This is a genomic window from Campylobacter concisus (assembly GCA_002092835.1).
GTDB classification, from domain to species: Bacteria; Campylobacterota; Campylobacteria; order Campylobacterales; family Campylobacteraceae; genus Campylobacter_A; species Campylobacter_A concisus_K.
This window is the reverse complement of the sequence record LVWL01000019.1, coordinates 71,654-85,990: the sequence shown is the minus strand read 5'-3', so window position 1 is coordinate 85,990 and position 14,337 is coordinate 71,654. Positions and strand designations below refer to the sequence as shown.

General features: G+C 36.2%; 13 protein-coding genes and 2 pseudogenes. 10 read left to right on the top strand and 5 right to left on the bottom strand.

The genetic code is table 11. From position 1 onward, the window contains the following. Position 1 precedes the first annotated feature (1 nt). Positions 2-1,639, top strand: coding sequence for a DNA polymerase III subunit gamma/tau (locus A3835_04820; GenBank protein ID ORI07821.1), 1,638 nt, complete (start codon positions 2-4; stop codon positions 1,637-1,639). 12 nt (positions 1,640-1,651) lie between these two features. Here the strand turns inward: A3835_04820 and A3835_04815 are convergent, their stop codons facing one another. Both A3835_04815 and A3835_04810 read right to left on the bottom strand, forming a co-directional pair. After that, complete coding sequence (locus A3835_04815; protein ID ORI07820.1) at positions 1,652-1,864, bottom strand: cytochrome C oxidase subunit II; 213 nt, start codon at positions 1,862-1,864, stop codon at positions 1,652-1,654. After that, positions 1,864-4,243 (bottom strand): annotated as a pseudogene (locus tag A3835_04810) (metal-transporting ATPase). The gene A3835_04815 and the pseudogene A3835_04810 overlap by 1 nt, the downstream one beginning before the upstream one ends. A 289-nt stretch (positions 4,244-4,532) precedes the next feature. Between A3835_04810 and A3835_04805 the strand changes: the two are divergent. After that, a pseudogene (locus tag A3835_04805) lies at positions 4,533-5,872 on the top strand (transcription termination factor Rho). Positions 5,873-6,007: 135 nt separating this feature from the next. Here the strand turns inward: A3835_04805 and A3835_04800 are convergent. Beyond that, positions 6,008-6,220 (bottom strand): transcriptional regulator, encoded by a 213-nt coding sequence (locus A3835_04800; protein ID ORI07819.1) that lies wholly within the window; start codon positions 6,218-6,220, stop codon positions 6,008-6,010. Between the two features lie 160 nt (positions 6,221-6,380). Between A3835_04800 and A3835_04795 the strand changes: the two genes are divergently transcribed. Next, on the top strand, positions 6,381-6,980 hold the full coding sequence (locus A3835_04795; protein ORI07818.1) for a hypothetical protein: 600 nt from the start codon (positions 6,381-6,383) through the stop codon (positions 6,978-6,980). Between the two features lie 54 nt (positions 6,981-7,034). Here the strand turns inward: A3835_04795 and A3835_04790 are convergent, their stop codons facing one another. Next, the gene (locus A3835_04790) at positions 7,035-7,514 is read right to left on the bottom strand and encodes a diadenosine tetraphosphatase (protein ORI07817.1); all 480 of its coding nucleotides are present in this window, start codon (positions 7,512-7,514) and stop codon (positions 7,035-7,037) included. Beyond that, on the bottom strand, positions 7,514-8,617 hold the full coding sequence (gene nusA / locus A3835_04785; GenBank protein ID ORI07816.1) for a transcription elongation factor NusA: 1,104 nt from the start codon (positions 8,615-8,617) through the stop codon (positions 7,514-7,516). Before nusA ends, A3835_04790 begins: the two co-directional genes overlap by 1 nt. A 172-nt stretch (positions 8,618-8,789) precedes the next feature. Between nusA and A3835_04780 the strand changes: the two genes are divergently transcribed. From A3835_04780 to A3835_04750, 7 genes are read left to right on the top strand one after another with little or no spacing between them, the layout of a single operon-like run. Then, the gene (locus A3835_04780) at positions 8,790-9,032 is read left to right on the top strand and encodes a hypothetical protein (GenBank protein ORI07815.1); all 243 of its coding nucleotides are present in this window, start codon (positions 8,790-8,792) and stop codon (positions 9,030-9,032) included. Then, a complete protein-coding gene (locus A3835_04775; protein ORI07814.1) occupies positions 9,032-10,333 on the top strand; it encodes a tRNA-2-methylthio-N(6)-dimethylallyladenosine synthase MiaB in 1,302 nt (433 codons plus the stop codon). The genes A3835_04780 and A3835_04775 overlap by 1 nt, the downstream gene beginning before the upstream one ends. Then, positions 10,314-11,093, top strand: a complete 780-nt coding sequence (locus A3835_04770) for a hypothetical protein (protein ID ORI07813.1) — start codon at positions 10,314-10,316, stop codon at positions 11,091-11,093. The genes A3835_04775 and A3835_04770 overlap by 20 nt, the downstream gene beginning before the upstream one ends. Continuing rightward, positions 11,083-11,529, top strand: a complete 447-nt coding sequence (locus tag A3835_04765; GenBank protein ID ORI07988.1) for a hypothetical protein — start codon at positions 11,083-11,085, stop codon at positions 11,527-11,529. The genes A3835_04770 and A3835_04765 overlap by 11 nt, the downstream gene beginning before the upstream one ends. Before the next feature lie 60 nt (positions 11,530-11,589). Continuing rightward, on the top strand, positions 11,590-12,594 hold the full coding sequence (locus tag A3835_04760; protein ORI07812.1) for a hypothetical protein: 1,005 nt from the start codon (positions 11,590-11,592) through the stop codon (positions 12,592-12,594). Next, positions 12,591-13,112 (top strand): hypothetical protein, encoded by a 522-nt coding sequence (locus tag A3835_04755; GenBank protein ID ORI07811.1) that lies wholly within the window; start codon positions 12,591-12,593, stop codon positions 13,110-13,112. The genes A3835_04760 and A3835_04755 overlap by 4 nt, the downstream gene beginning before the upstream one ends. Further along, positions 13,105-13,641, top strand: coding sequence for a hypothetical protein (locus A3835_04750; GenBank protein ID ORI07810.1), 537 nt, complete (start codon positions 13,105-13,107; stop codon positions 13,639-13,641). The genes A3835_04755 and A3835_04750 overlap by 8 nt, the downstream gene beginning before the upstream one ends. The last annotated feature ends 696 nt before the right edge of the window (positions 13,642-14,337 follow it).

Sequence of the window (14,337 nt, the reverse complement as noted above, 5' to 3'; positions counted from 1 at the left end):
GTTGCAAGCACTAGCTTTAAAATATCGCCCTAGAAATTTTGACGAACTTATCGGTCAAGAAGCCGTTAGTAAAAGTCTGATACACGCACTTGATGAAGGTCGCATAAGCCATGCATATCTATTTTCAGGACTTAGAGGAAGTGGTAAAACTTCAAGTGCCAGGATATTTTCAAAAGCTTTAGTGTGCGAAAAAGGACCTACCTCAAAACCATGTGAAGTATGCCCACAATGCATAATGGCAAATGAGTCAAGGCATATGGACATCATCGAAATGGACGCAGCTAGCCACAGAAAGATAGATGACATAAGAGAGCTAATAGAGCAAACAAAATATGCTCCAGCAATGGCAAGATATAAAATTTTTATAATCGATGAAGTGCATATGCTAACCAAAGAGGCATTTAATGCTCTTTTAAAAACGCTTGAAGAGCCACCAAGCTATGTAAAATTTATTCTAGCGACGACTGATCCATTAAAACTCCCAACAACGGTGCTTTCAAGAACGCAGCATTTTAGGTTTAAGCAAATAAGCAGATACAGCATCATTAAACATCTTGAGTTTATTTTAAGCAAAGAAGGCATTAGCTACGAAAAAGAGGCGCTTGAAATTTTAGCAAGAAGTGGCGGAGGATCGCTAAGAGATACTTTGACACTTCTTGATCAAGCTATAATTTACGGGGCAAATAATGTCACGGCAAATGGCGTAGCATCGATGTTAGGGCTTCTTGATCCAGAAAAGATCGAAGAGATAATAACTCATGTTTTAAATCACGATAAAAATGCCATTAGAGTGCTCGTAAGCGAACTTGAAAGCTATGATCCTGAGATGATAATAGATGAAATTTTGGCAAATTTAAAGCAAAAATTTATAGAAAACGACTCAAAAATTTCACTACTTGTTTATGAGAGATTTTTTAGGATTTTGGCACAAGCTAAAGGTATGCTAAATGTAAGTAGCGACAATGGCTTTGTGCTAATGCTAATGCTTTTTATGATGATAGAAGCGCTAAATTTACAAGATATCGATGATGCTATAAATGAAGTGATCTCAAAAAATAACGAAAATTCCACTCAAATCACAGAAGTCAGCACTCAAAAAAGCCAAGTAGCTCCTGCCAAGATGCAAGGTCCATACGAACTCTTCTTAACAAAAATTTATGATAGAAATTACGATCTTGGCGAGTTTTTTAAAGAATTTGTAGAATTTAGCTTCTTTAATAACAATGAGCTTGGACTGATAGTAAATGCAAAAGATGAAAATCTTGAATATTTTAAGAAAAATTGGAAAATCTTAAACGAGATATTGCGTACGCTTTTTGGACAAAATGCGAAGATAGTAAATGCAAAGAGCGATGAGCAAAAGGCGCAAACCAAGACGCCTAAAGCCTCTTTAGAAAATAATGAAAAAAGCGAATTAGACGAGCTTGACGAGGAAATTTCAAGATTAAATGCAAATAACATTGAAACTAAAAATGAGCCAAAAACCGAGATAAAAAGCGAGCTTCAAAACGAAAAAAATAACTTTGCTTTGATGCTAAATAAAGAGCCAAAAACGCCAGAAGAGCTTCAAAGGCAAAGAGAACAAGGGGCTCTAAAAGAGGCCAATAGACTTTTTGGCGAGCCAACGATTGAGAGCTAAATTTTATCTTTATTAGATTTTGCTCTTTTTTAGAGCTTCTTTTTTGCGAAGCTCTAGCTCATAAGCTTCATTTAGTGCATCTTCATCGTCCAAATTTGCTCCGTCTAAAAATTTTCGGTAGTCCTCAAATTGCTTATTTTTTATCCCCCAAAGCACGCCAAAAAGTAAAAATGCCCCCATCAAAACTGAGATAAAAACTAGCATCGCAAGTGTCGTGCTATCCATTATTTTTCCTTAAATTTTCTAACAATACAAAGCGAGTTTAAGATAACACTTAGCGAGCTAAGCGACATAAAAAGCGCAGCAAATAGCGGTATGACATAGCCACATACAGCAAATGGTAGAGCAAGAACATTATAAAGAAGACAAAAGAGCAAATTTTGTTTTATCGTTTTGTAAGTAAATTTTGAGATTTTTATGGCCTTTGCTAGACTTTTTAAACTATCATCAAGTAGCACTACATCGCTTCTTTCTAAGCTTATTGCCGCCCCACTTCCCATGCAAATGGCAACATGAGCAAGGCTAAGCGCTGCTGCGTCGTTTATGCCGTCCCCTACCATTAGCACCTTTTTGCCCTGCTCTTTTAGTTTGCTTATAAATTTAGCTTTCGTTTCAGGCAACATCTCTGCTCTAAACCCACTCACGCCAAGCTCATCTGCCACGTTTTTTACCACTTTTTGCACATCGCCACTTAAGATACACACTTTCATGCCAGCACTCTTTAGCTCGTCTATCAAGGTCTTTGCCTCGGGCTTTACACTATCTTTTAGGTAAAATTTCGCCACTAACTCACCATTAAGCCCCACAAAAAAGCTCACATTTCTTCAGCTTCATCAAAGCTGATACCATTTTCAACTAAAAATCGTTTGCTTCCTGCATAAAATTTTTTACCTGAAATTTCAGCCTCAACACCCTTAGCCACGCTTAAATTTGTATTTTTAAGCTCTATTTTTCTTGCGCCTTTTTGCTTTAGAAATTTAGCCACTGCCACGCTTATTTGATGATTTGATATAAGAGCCAGTGAATAAATTTCATCTAACTTATGTTTTCTTTTATGAAAAAATCACTAACTTCAAATTCTGCCTTTGTGAGTGTACCAGTCTTGTCAAATACCGCCACATCGCACTTTGCAAGGCTTTCAAAAAATTTAGCCTCCTTAAAAAGCACTCTATTTTTAAAAGCCACACCAAGGGCGCAAACACTGCTAACTGGCGTGGCAAGAGCAAGCGCACAAGGGCAAGCGATCACGATGACTCTGACAGCCGTGACGATAGCTTCTGAAAAGCCAAATTTAAAGTACCAAAACCAAAATGTAAAAAATGCTAACGTCAGCACGCTAAGAGAGAATTTAGAAGCGATTTTATTGACTGCTAGCTCGATATTTGGCTTTTTTAGCTCTGCGTTTTGGAGTAAATTTATGAGCTGGTTTAGATAAGAATTTTTAAAAATTTCCTTTGCCTCGTAGATGATTTGTCCATTTTGACAAATGACGCCACTTTTTACCTCTTGTCCCACTTCCAAGGTCACAGGCAGGCTCTCTCCCGTTAGACTTGAGCTATCCACGCTTGCCTCGCCGCTAAGCACCACCCCATCAATCAGCGCCCTCTCGCCTGATCTAAGCACGATCTTTTCGCCCAAATTTACATCTCTTGGCTCTTTTAAAACATCCTTGCCATCTTCTAAAACGCACACCTTTGCAAGCAGCATATCATTTAAGAAATTTGAAGTCTCAAGCGCCTTTTTCTTACCCAAAATTTCTAAAAATTTACCAATAAAAACAAAGGTGATAATCATCGCAACCGAGTCAAAATAGCTCTCGCCACTCCTCGTAAACATCGCAAAAATGGAGTAGATGTATGTTATGCTAGCTCCCGTGATAACAAGCAGGTCCATATTTGGCGAAGCGTTTTTTATGGCTATCTTTGCTCCTTTGAAAAACTCACTACCAGTATAAAAAAGTACAGGCGTTGCTAATACAAACTGCGCAAAGCTTAAAATATCTTTTATATCGCCTCTTATGCCACTAAAATACCCACTATACTGAGCAATAGCTAGCCACATAATATTCATCGTAGCAAAGATACCAACTAGCGCTTTTGTGTAAAAATTTCTTCTTTTCTTAGCTAGTTCGTCCTCTTTTTGACTCGTAGCATAAGGCTTTGGGACATAACCAACGGCATAAATTTTTTCAATTATTTGCTCTACCAAAAGCTCTTGCTCATCAAAGACAATAACTGCTTTTTGATTAAGCGAGTTAATATTTACCTCCAAGACGCCAGGCAAGCTAAAAAGTGCCTTTTCAAGTAGCCAGATGCAAGCTGAGCAAGTGATGCCATCAATTAAAAATGAAATTTGACTAAAGTCGCCCTCTTTTGTCACAAGCTCACTAAAATTTGTCGCTAAATTTTTGATATTTGCACCGTTGCTTGCCGGTGTAAGTGTATTTTTACCAAGACGTTCATAAAACTCACTAAGCCCATTTTCATTTAAAATTTCATAAACGCCTTTGCAGCCAGCACAGCAAAATTTAAGTCCGCTTTCATTTGAGATCATCACGCTTTCATCAAATTTTAATCTACAATGAGCACATCTACTTTGTGGCATTTTTACTTTCTTTTATCTAAAATTTTTACTAATATTATTGCATCACATGCCTACTACGCACCATATAAATTTATGGTAGGCAAACTACAAAAATAGGCACAAATTTCTTCTTTTGTTATCGTTATAAAATGGCGAGATTATAGCAAATCAACCATTTTTGAGCAAAAATTTTATTTTATACCATTTCTTGACAACAAAGTTTTATTTTTATAAAATGCCAAAACTTTCAAAAACTTCTTTTTGAAACCTAGAAATTCTGCAAAATTATCCCCGCATTTAAAGAGGAAATATGGAAAATAACCAAACCGAGCAAAGTGCTGCTCAAAACACAAAAACTACAAAAAAACATCAAGCATCAAGAACACACATACCAGTAGATGGACACAAGATCGAAGAGCTAAGAACGCTTAGCTTAGATGAGCTAGTACAGATTGCAAATAGCGTCGGTGTCGAAAATCCACGCGAATTTCGCAGGCAGGATTTGATATTTGAGATACTAAAAACCCAGACAAAACAAGGCGGCTTTATACTATTTACTGGAATTTTAGAGATCACAAATGAGGGCTACGGCTTTTTAAGGGCTGTTGATGCAAATTTAAGCGACAGCTCAAACGACGCCTACGTTTCAAACTCACAAATTCGTAAATTTGCACTTCGTGTGGGCGACATCATCACAGGCCAAGTAAGAGAGCCAAAAGATCAGGAAAAATACTACGCTCTTTTAAAGATCGAAGCGGTAAATTATATGCCTCTAGCAGATGCAAAAGAGAGGCCGTTATTTGACAACCTAACCCCACTTTTCCCAACTGAAAAGCTAAATTTAGAATATGATCCAATGAAGCTAACGGGCCGTGTGCTTGATCTTTTCACGCCTATCGGTAAAGGTCAGCGTGGCCTCATCGTCGCACCTCCAAGAAGTGGTAAAACTGAGCTTATGAAAGAGCTAGCTCACGGCATCGCTAAAAATCACCCAGAAGCCCAGCTAATGGTGCTTCTAGTCGATGAGAGACCAGAAGAAGTTACCGATATGCAGCGCTGCGTAAAAGGCGAGGTATTTAGCTCGACATTTGACCTGCCAGCGCTTAATCACGTCCGCGTGGCAGAGCTAGTCATCGAAAAGGCAAAACGTCTAGTGAGATGGGTAAAGATGTCATCATCTTACTTGATAGTATAACACGTCTAGCACGTGCCTACAACACAGTGACTCCACCAAGCGGCAAGGTACTAACAGGCGGTGTAGACGCAAACGCACTTCATAAGCCAAAACGCTTCTTTGGTGCAGCTAGAAATATCGAGCATGGCGGCTCTCTAACCATCATAGCAACCGCTCTAATCGACACTGGCTCACGCATGGATGAAGTGATATTTGAAGAGTTTAAAGGCACTGGTAACAGCGAAATCGTACTTGACCGCAATATCTCAGACCGCAGAATTTACCCAGCTATCAACGTGCTAAAATCAGGCACTAGAAAAGAAGAGCTACTTCAAAAGCCTGATGAGCTTCAAAAAATTTGGGCTATTCGCTCTGCGATCGCTACAATGGACGACGTCGAAGCGCTTAAATTCTTGTATGCAAAAATGTTAAAAACGAAAGACAACAAAGAGCTTCTCTCAATCCTTAACGAGTAAATTTATTTGAGCTTGAAGCGCTTGCTTTAAGCTCAAATTTCTTCACTATGAAATAAATAACTTCTAGCTTTTCTAGCCAAAAATATCTTAGAAATTTTAAACTTACAATTATAAGAGGTTACAATTTTTAAACGATTATTTACTAAATTTTTCTATGTCTTGATTGATCAAATTTTCATATTCACAAAGTTCATCGTAAGTCTTTTTGCTCTGCTCAATAAGCTCATCAAATTTAAATCCAAGCATCACGATACGATAAAGGTTTGGCTTGTGTTTTCGCCAGTTGTAAAGCGTTGCGACATCAACGTCTAAATGATAAGCCATATCACGTTTTGTCATCTTAGCCACTTTACACTCCTTCTTTTTGAGTGATTTTATAAATTTTATTCTGATAAGAAAACAATTGAATTATTTTATGTTCTTTATTAATTTCATTGAATATTTAAACTTTATTTAATATAAGAAAATTTAAAATAGCCGCGTAACATTTTTTAAATAAGGAGTAAAAATGAAAAATGTAGTTTTAAAAGTTGCTTTAGGCTTAAGCCTAGCTAGTGCCGCTGCTTTAGCGCAAGGAGCGTTTGTTGGAGTTGAAGGAGATTACTCTTTTGGATCAAACATGAAAGCAAAAAGCGACAATGACACAACTAAAGTCAAAAAAGCTCAACCTGGTCTTGGCATAAAAGCTGGTTATGACTTTGACGTAGCTAGAGTTTATGGAGCTTATATTTACGACTTTCAAGCCAAAAAGTCACTTGGCGACGAAGATGGCACAATAATAAAATGGAAAACACATAAATTTATAGTTGGAGCCGACTATACTCCAAGCGTAGCAAAAGATCTAAAACTAGTTCTTGGTGGCTACACTGGCTACACAAAGCTCAAAATGGATGTATTTGATATTCATGACGGCTCGGAAAAAGCAAATACAAATGGCTGGATACTAGGTGCAAGAATTGGTGCTGAATACTCTATCAACAAAAATAATGCAGTTGAGTTTGGCGTAAAAGCTGATAGAACTAAATATAGCTCTATAGCAAAATATGATAATGCAAAAATAAAAGAGACAAATGTAGGTCTTTATTTGGGATATACATATAAATTTTAATCGCTCACAAGCTCAAATTTAAGAGTAAATTTGAGCTTTTTATTTAAAAACGAACTATACATTTAAAAGTTTTTCTAAATTTTCGCCGTCCAAGCGGTAGTTTCTCCATTCAAGAGATTGATTTTTAGCACCCATGCTTTCATAAAATTTAATACTTGGCTCATTCCAGTTTAGGCAGCACCACTCAAGCCTTTTTAAATTTTCATCCTTGCAAATTTGAGCTAAAAATTTAAAAAATGCCTTGCCGATACCTTGATTTCTAAACTCTTTTTTGACGTAAATGTCCTCAAGATAGATCCCACCAAGCCCCAAAAATGTAGAAAATGTGTAAAAATAGATAGCATATCCTATCACTCTGCCCTCACTCTCGCAGAGAAGGGCTTTTGCGTAGTTTTTATCAAATATAGAGTCTGCAAAAATTTCATTTGTAAAAGTGACTTGATCGCTCAAATTCTCATAGCTAGCAAGCTCTCTTACAAGCTCGCAAATTACATCTATATCAGCTCTAGCCGCTTTTCTTATTTGAAATTTCACTAGTTATCACCAAAAAGTGCTTTTAAGTCTTTGATTGGCTCATTATTTTCTGCATTACTACTAGTTTTTGAGCCAAGCTCATTTAGCTCAATCTCATAGCCAGTTAGCATGCTTGCTAGGCGGATATTTATGCCGTTTTTGCCGATCGCCTTGCTCTTTTGTTCGCTCGCTAATGTTACAATTGCCTTATTTTTTTCGATCTTTACAGATGTAATGATCGCAGGCGCCATAGCGCGAGCCACCAAGATCGCTGGCTCTGTGGTGTATTCGATCGCATCGATGCTCTCACCGTGAAGCTCTTTACTTACAGCATTTATCCTAACACCCTTTGTGCCGACGGTTGCGCCGACTGGATCGATGTTTGGAGTGGTTGAGATGAGCGCTACTTTAGCTCTTTCACCAGGAATTCTCGCACTTCCTTGAATGATGATGCCACCATCTTTTATCTCAGGCACTTCAGAAGTCAGCAGTGCTTCAAGAAATTTTGGTGAAGTTCTTGAGAGTTCTACTTTTATGCCTAAATTTTTATCTGTAAAGACTTTTCGAATAACAGCTTTTACGACGTCTCCCACTTTAAATTTTTCGCCTTTTATACGGTTTTTACGTGGTAAAACAGCGCGAAGCTCGTCAATTTCAATAAATGTATTTTCGTCATTGTCAACTCTAACAACTGGGCCAAAAACCATGTGGCCGCTCATCTCATTATATTTTTGTAAAATTTTCTCTTCAACTAGGCGCTGGATGTGATACTCAAGCTCCTTGTGAAGCGTTTGAGCTGCGGTTCTGCCAAGGTTATCAAGGCTTAGCTCGTAAGTGAGCTCATCTCCGATCTCTACGCCACTGTCTATCTTTTTAGCCTCTTTTAAGCTTAAAAAGTGCTCATTATCCTCTTCAAGCCTCTCATCGTCGTTTGCTACGATTGAAATTTTTTGATAAAGCTTTAAATTTTTATTTGCATCGATGCTCACGTCATACTCATAATTTTCGCCATAAACTCTTTTTGCAGTATTTATCAAGGCTCTTATAACGCGCTCTTTTACATCTTCTATCTCTAAATTTTTTTCATTTGCAATTGACTCGATGATATCTGAAATTCTTTCCATTTTTTCTCCATTGTAACGATAAATTTCGGGGATTTTTCGTGAAGTTTTGAAATTATACATAAGCCATACTTTTAATAACTTTAAGCTTATTATTAACTTTTATTTAATCCTTTTTTTATGATGTTTTGGATATATTGACCGATTAAAATTTAAGATTTTGAAAGGATTAAAAATGGAGCTAAAACTTGCAAGAGCCGAATTAGACGCAAAACCAAAAACGATTTCACTAGAAAAAATAGAGGCAGCTGTCGAAAAAGAGGGTCAGAAAATTTTTTATTTTGATAAAGAAAACACACACAAACAACTAATCGCCTTAGTCGAGCATTTTGAAGAAAAAGGGCTAAGCGTTTATCACAGAACCGTAAAATACGGACTTGATGATAGCGACTACATGTATGAAGTGCATATACTTTAATGAGTAAAAAACTCTTTATCCAAACTTTAGGCTGTGCTATGAATGTTCGTGACAGCGAGCATATCATAGCCGAGCTCTCACAAAAAGAAGACTACTCCTTAACACAAAACATAGATGAAGCTGATTTAATCCTTATAAATACTTGCTCGGTTCGTGAAAAGCCAGTTCATAAGCTCTTTAGCGAGGTCGGAGCCTTTGAAAAAGCTAAAAAAAGAGGGGCTAAAATAGGCGTTTGTGGCTGCACTGCAAGCCATTTGGGTAGCGAAATTTTTAAGCGCGCACCTTATGTTGATTTTGTCCTTGGCGCTAGAAATGTTAGCAAGATCACAAAGGCGGTAAATACGCCTAAATTTATCTCAACCGACATCAACCACGACGAGAGCGAATACGCATTTGGCGAGTTTAGAGGCTCACCATATAAAAGCCACATAAACATCTCGATCGGCTGCGATAAAAAATGCACCTACTGCATCGTCCCACACACCAGAGGCGATGAAATTTCTATCCCTTCAAGCCTCATCTTAAAAGAGGTAGAAAAAGCTGCAAGTACCGGCGCAAAAGAGATATTTTTACTAGGGCAAAATGTCAATAACTACGGCAAAAGATTTTCAGGCATGCAAGAAAATATCGATTTTAGCGACCTGCTAGTAAAGATAAGCGAGATAGAGGGCGTTGAGAGGATAAGATTTACAAGTCCGCACCCACTTCACATGGATGATAAATTTCTTGAAATTTTCACTAATAATCCAAAAATTTGTAAATCAATGCACATGCCACTTCAAAGCGGAAATACCAAAGTTTTACGCGAGATGAAGCGCGGATACACAAAAGAGTGGTTTTTAGACCGTGCATTAAGACTTAGAAAGATGTGCCCAGATGTTAGCATCTCAACTGACATTATCGTCGCATTTCCAGGCGAGAGCGATAGTGAATTTGAAGATACGATGGACGTGCTTGAGCAAGTTAGATTTGAGCAAATTTTTAGCTTTAAGTATTCTCCTCGTCCGCTTACAAAGGCAGCTACTTTTACAAATCAAATAGATGACAAAACGGCTTCAGCAAGGCTTACTCGCCTACAAAATCGCCATAACGAAATTTTAGACGAGATCGTGGCGGCACAAAAAGATAAAATTTTTGATGTATATTTTGAAGAGCTAAGAGCAAACGGCGGCGTTGCTGGACGAAGTTTTAACAACTTTTTGGTTCAAGTTGATGGTAGTGAAGAGCTTCTTGGCACTACTCAAAAAGTAAAAATCACAAATCCAAAACGAATGGTTTTGTATGGCGAGCTACAAATTTAAAAACACATTTGAAAAAGTCGCCTTAAACGTTGGCATCTTTTTCATCTACATTTTGATGTGGCTCATTTTTCTAACCTGCAAAAAAAGCTACACTCCAAATTTCTTACCACAAAATGGCTGCGTCGTCGTCTTTTGGCACGGGCGCCTTAGCTTTATGAGCTTTGCTTATAGACACTGGTGGAGCAGACAAAATAGAAAACAAGGTAAAGTGATAATCAGTGACCACAAAGATGGTGAGCTCATCACTAGAATAATCAAATTTTTTGGCATCGGTACCATTAGAGGTAGCAGCTCAAAAGGCGGCGCAAGAGCGCTAATAGAAGCTTTAAGAGAGATAAAGCAGGGTCACGACGTCATCATCACGCCAGACGGCCCACGCGGACCAAGACACAGCGTGGCAGACGGAGCTGCGGTGATCGCGCAAAAGTCATCTTGTGAGATTTATGCTTTAAATTTTGAAGCAAGCTCATTTTGGGAGTTTAAAAGCTGGGATAAGATGATACTTCCAAAGCCATTTTCAACTATAAATTTTAGCCTCTCAGCTCCTTTTAATGTGGCAAATTTAGGGCAAAAAGCAGCCAAAGAAAAGATACAAAACGAACTTTGGCAAGCCTCACAAAATGACGGCGGTAAGAGTGTGGAGCAAAACCAAGAGGATTTTAGGTCAAATTTAAAAATTTGGTGGAAAAAGTACGCGCATAAAAATCCACAAATCAGCGACGAGATAAAAGAAATTTTGGATGAAATTTATGAAAAATAAATTTTCTATCTTTATAGCCATTTTTATAGTCACTTTATTTGGTCTATTTTTTTACAGCGACAACTCATACAAGCTCGCGCTTGAAGCGAAATTTTATTATGAAAGCAAAGAGTACGAAAAAGCTCTAATTTTAAGCCAAAAAGCCCTTGATATAGATATTTATAACAAAATGGCAAACACCGTACTAAATCAAAGCAAGGCTGCTATCAAATTTAGCTCATACATAAAAAATGGCAAAGAGTATCTTGAGCGTATCAAAAAAATGAGCCAAAGTAGCGTCAGCAAGGTTGATAATGAGCGCATCAAAATGATGTGTGATGTGATGATAGAGGATTTTGACGACCTTAAAAACTCAGCCTTACTTGATAGTGAGCTAAAAAATGAAGCTTTAAATACAAAAGAGATTTTCGTTAAGCTTAAAAACGAGCTGTTTTAAACTTATTTAATCCCTTTTTAGCTACCATAACGAAAATTATGCACTAATTTTAGGAGATTTATGTCTTTTAGCGTCAAAAAGCTTTTTTCTAACCTTTTTTTAAGCGTCGTGTTGGAGGGCAATGAGTGCATATTCTTCGGTCAGGTCTTTAGAAATGGCAAACTTTTAAAAACCATAAATGCCAAATTTACAGACATAAATATTGATAGCATCGATGAAAAAATCATAAAATATATAGAAGAGCAAGAAAAAGCATATTTTGGTGTATATGTTTCAGTTTTTTTTAACGACGACTCGCAAGGCGCGCTTCCTAGTGTTAGCTTTGACGAATACAAAAAATTTAATATAAATACTAAAAATCTTACAAGCCTTATCATGCAGGATAGCTGGAGTATTTATGCAAATTTAAATGCTATAAAAAAATATAAAAATTTATTTGGACAAGATAGTGTAGATCTCATCTACTCACCTATCTCCCTACTCTTTCACGAGCTTTTAAAACGCGGAATTTCTCCAAAAACTACACTTTATCTTTATATCCATGCACATTCATTTACACTTGCGATATTTAAAGATAAACAAATGAAATTATCCACTTTTTTAAATATGTCTGGCATTGAGGAAACCAACCAGGAAGCTGAAAGCCTAAAAGAAGAAGATATAACAGATATTGACAACTTAATCATTAAAGAAGAAAATGACGCAACATCGCTTGATGATTTTAAAAGTTTAGATGATTTTTTAAGTGATGATAAGCCAAAAGAATTTGAAGATCTAAATTATGAACTAAATATGCCAGTTTCTACAAATGTAGAAAAATCGGTTGCTATTTTTGGGTATGACATGAAGATGTTTGATTACATCGTAAAGGCTGTAAAAGAATTTTACGAAAATCCTCTATACGGCGGTGATTTTATTGAACAAATCATTGTTTTTGAAAATACAAAAACAAGTGCAACCTTTTTACAATATCTGCAATCCGAGCTTTTAGTGGAGACTTCAGTGTATCCAGTGAATACAAATCATATTATGAATGAAATCATGCAAGAAGAGATAATATTATGAGATTTAGCTTTATTGCTCCAGAACCAAGACCACTTATATCTATCTTTAGCAAAATTTGGCTAAGCCTTATAAGCTTTGTGTTTGTAGCTCTTTTGGCAACAAATTTCTTTATACTTTATAAAAATTATTCAATTGAAAAAAATATAAATTTTTTATCAAATGAGCAAAAAGAACTTAGTCAAAAAATAGTCACAACAGATGAAATTTCGGCTAAACTAGCTGTACAAATAGAATCTGCAAATGATATTTTCACGTCAAATTCTATTCTCAAGCAAAGCTTGCACAATCTTTTTGATCTAGTGCCTGACAGCATAACGCTTGAAGAGGTTTTTATGGATAAAAACTCACTCATCATTCGTGGTATAACGCCGACAAAAGATGTATTTAATCAGCTTCTAGCTTCACCTTTAAGATCTATTTTTACGACTTCTAATACTAGCTTTTATCAAAGTAAAAACGGCTGGTATGGCTTTATAAGTACAAATAAAATTGATAATTCTGAGGGATATAATGAGTAAAAAAGATACGAGCTTAGAAAAAATAGATCCCGTCAAGCTTTTACTTTTTATATTTGCTTTTATTATAGTTTGCTTCATTATGATATTTGGTTTTATCGTGCCAAATATAAAAGAATTTAAAAGCCTAACTAGACAAAATTATTCACAAACCTCATCTTATGCAAAAGTAAAAAATGAATTTGAAGCCAAATTTAAAGCCCTTGAAGCAACTAAACAAAAAGATGGGGCTATCATTTCAGCTTTTGATACTAAATTTGATAAAGATAAATTTATAGAATTTGCCTCTAAATTTTTCAGTGAAGTAAGCCTTAGTAAAATAGAAGAAAGTGATAATAACGCTAGTGAGAAATTTTTCAGATTTCGCCTAAATGTAACTAGCTCTCTAAGGACACCGCAAAAATTTTATGACTTTTTAGATGCGCTTAGCAGCTATGACAGTATCGTAAAGACCGAATTTCCTATCGTCATGAAAGGCGAAAAGGATAAAATCCATACTACTTTTAATATAAAAGTCTTTGGGTTGAAGTAAAATTTTAGATTTTATTTAAAAAAGCTACAAATAGATAACATTTCTCTAAAGTTCTTAGTTATAGAAATTATATTTTTATAGACATAAATTTATGTATTTCATCGGTATTGATATAAGCTCAACATCTACAAAAGTAGTGATACTAGATGTTCAAGATAATTTTTGTAATCTATTTTGTTATCAAGTAGTTTTAGTGCCATAAAAATAGTACGCGATATAAAAGAAATTTTAGAACAAAAAGGCTATCAGTATGCCTAAATCACAGCCACTGGGTATGGAAGGGTAAGTGTAGAAGCGGATGTAGTAGTTTTTGAAAACTGTATAGGAACTAAAAATTTAAAAATAATATGAGTACATAAGGCGACCTTGTAGAAAATATCGCCAAACGTTACTTAAAGATACCCTGTTCTGTAATATACAAAAACGACGCAATATCTGACGTTATTAAAAATTTGTAGATGAATATAAAGCAGATGATGTAATAGACATCGTTTTAAGTGGCTGTCACACTTGTGCAATAGAAACAAACAAGATAAAAGAAGCCAGCAAAGAAGCTAGTGTAAGCTATATGAGTCTTGAAACTGACTACTCCAAACAAGATGTATGTTGGCCAGATTTGCACACGCTTGGAGGCATTTTTAGAATTTCTCAAATAAAACATCAAATTTTAAAAGGCTCAAAAAGAGCCTTTGTTGA

What these genes read in the sequence shown, in the direction of transcription:
- A3835_04815 (ORI07820.1), bottom strand. Translation starts at nt 1,864, where the DNA reads ATGGATAGCACGACACTTGCGATGCTAGTTTTTATCTCAGTTTTGATG.
- A3835_04795 (ORI07818.1), top strand. Translation starts at nt 6,381, where the DNA reads ATGAAAAATGTAGTTTTAAAAGTTGCTTTAGGCTTAAGCCTAGCTAGT.
- nusA (ORI07816.1), bottom strand. Translation starts at nt 8,617, where the DNA reads ATGGAAAGAATTTCAGATATCATCGAGTCAATTGCAAATGAAAAAAAT.
- A3835_04780 (ORI07815.1), top strand. Translation starts at nt 8,790, where the DNA reads ATGGAGCTAAAACTTGCAAGAGCCGAATTAGACGCAAAACCAAAAACG.
- A3835_04775 (ORI07814.1), top strand. Translation starts at nt 9,032, where the DNA reads ATGAGTAAAAAACTCTTTATCCAAACTTTAGGCTGTGCTATGAATGTT.
- A3835_04770 (ORI07813.1), top strand. Translation starts at nt 10,314, where the DNA reads ATGGCGAGCTACAAATTTAAAAACACATTTGAAAAAGTCGCCTTAAAC.
- A3835_04765 (ORI07988.1), top strand. Translation starts at nt 11,083, where the DNA reads ATGAAAAATAAATTTTCTATCTTTATAGCCATTTTTATAGTCACTTTA.
- A3835_04760 (ORI07812.1), top strand. Translation starts at nt 11,590, where the DNA reads ATGTCTTTTAGCGTCAAAAAGCTTTTTTCTAACCTTTTTTTAAGCGTC.
- A3835_04755 (ORI07811.1), top strand. Translation starts at nt 12,591, where the DNA reads ATGAGATTTAGCTTTATTGCTCCAGAACCAAGACCACTTATATCTATC.
- A3835_04750 (ORI07810.1), top strand. Translation starts at nt 13,105, where the DNA reads ATGAGTAAAAAAGATACGAGCTTAGAAAAAATAGATCCCGTCAAGCTT.